Below are 1,319 nucleotides of genomic sequence, written 5' to 3'. Positions count from 1 at the left end.
TGAAGCAGGCCGCCCGCGACGGTCGCTTCTCACGCTCGCTTCTGGCGGAATTGGATTTTTTGGGTACGGAGCTTCCGCCCCTACGCGACCGTTTGGAGGATTTGCCCGCCCTCATCGTCGCCGCCCTGGCCGACCACGGTTATGCGAAACCCGAGATCGTAACGCCCGACCTTCTCGCCGCCTGCCGCGCCTATCCCTGGCCAGAAAATGGCTTTGAGCTTGACCGCGTGATCGCCCGACTGGCGGTTATGACCGATGGTGCCCCGATTACTGACGCGGATATTCGCCAACACGCCCCTTGGATGCTGCCCGCGCCGGCGCACGGCGCGCCGGAGGAGCCCCCGCCCCCCAACCGAAGCGCGCCCGATCACGCTACCGCCCCGACCAGAGCCTTTAGAATATTGGATTTCATGCGCGCTGAGCAAAGATGCCCAAGCCCTCGCCGGGCGGCACCCTGCCCTCAAGAAAGCGCTGTTTTACTTAGGCGAACATTATGCTCAGCCGGTTTCTTTAGACGAGCTTGCCAGCCACGCCCATGTTAGCCGCTCGCACTTAAGCTTTCTGTTCCGCACCGAGTTACACACTGCGTTCAAAACCCTGCTGGGGCGATTGCGCGTCCAGAAGGCCAGCGAACTGCTGTCGACCGACCTGCGCCAACCGATCACCGATGTCGCCATGAGCGTCGGGTTTGCCGATCTCAGCCATTTCGAGAAAAGCTTTCGGCGGCAGTGGGGCAAGAGCCCGCGCGAGTTTCGGCGGGGTATCGTCGCCGCAACGCCCGTTCCGGCGCATCGCCCGCTCAGCGCACCCGCGCGCTAGCGCCGACGAAGGTCGGCCCTAAAAGCCGCTACTGCTCGCCGTGCTAGGATTGCTCAGCGCGAAAAACTCCGACCATATGAGTGTTAATTCCACCGCGACCTTCGTGTCAGGCGGGGGCGCAATCAGCGTTTTCCCGGAATCGCCATCCGGTTGCTCAAATTGGCTGGGGTCTTTATTGTAGACGAGTAAATACCCGGCCCCGTTTTCACTCGCCGACACCACGGAGATTACGACGAAGCGCACATCCTGAATAAATTCAGTCCCTAACTGCGCGTAAAGCGGCCCAAACTTGGACCCTGACATCAGCATATCAGAGAGATATTTATCGACCGACAGCAGACGGTCGCATAAATAAAGCGCATGAAGAAGGCGATAGACCGAAAAGAAAATCGTCGAATCCTCTTTGAAACCAAAAGAATCCCTGAGTTTGGCAACGAAGAAACGCATCAAGGTCAGCATGCCCTCGCGGTCGCTGATAAAAGCGAGTTCTTCAATGTCGG

At 59.1% G+C, this 1,319-nt stretch carries 3 protein-coding genes; 2 read left to right on the top strand and 1 reads right to left on the bottom strand.

Annotated elements, in window-relative coordinates; genetic code table 11:
- Positions 1-50: 50 nt before the first annotated feature.
- Together VZ95_RS29845 and VZ95_RS29840 are read left to right on the top strand one after the other, a co-directional pair.
- Positions 51-542 carry an AAA-type ATPase lid domain-containing protein gene (locus VZ95_RS29845; RefSeq protein WP_456297713.1) on the top strand — a complete coding sequence of 164 codons (492 nt, stop codon included), beginning with the start codon at positions 51-53 and terminating at the stop codon, positions 540-542.
- A complete protein-coding gene (locus VZ95_RS29840) occupies positions 472-819 on the top strand; it encodes a helix-turn-helix transcriptional regulator (protein ID WP_456297712.1) in 348 nt (115 codons plus the stop codon). Before VZ95_RS29845 ends, VZ95_RS29840 begins: the two co-directional genes overlap by 71 nt.
- Positions 820-837: 18 nt before the next feature.
- Here the strand turns inward: VZ95_RS29840 and VZ95_RS26105 are convergent.
- Positions 838-1,319: hypothetical protein (locus VZ95_RS26105; protein WP_045777276.1), on the bottom strand; the 482-nt coding region annotated here is incomplete at its 5' end.

This window comes from Elstera litoralis, from assembly GCF_000963705.1.
Classification (GTDB): domain Bacteria; phylum Pseudomonadota; class Alphaproteobacteria; order Elsterales; family Elsteraceae; genus Elstera; species Elstera litoralis.
This window is presented reverse-complemented; position numbering and strand designations above follow the sequence as displayed.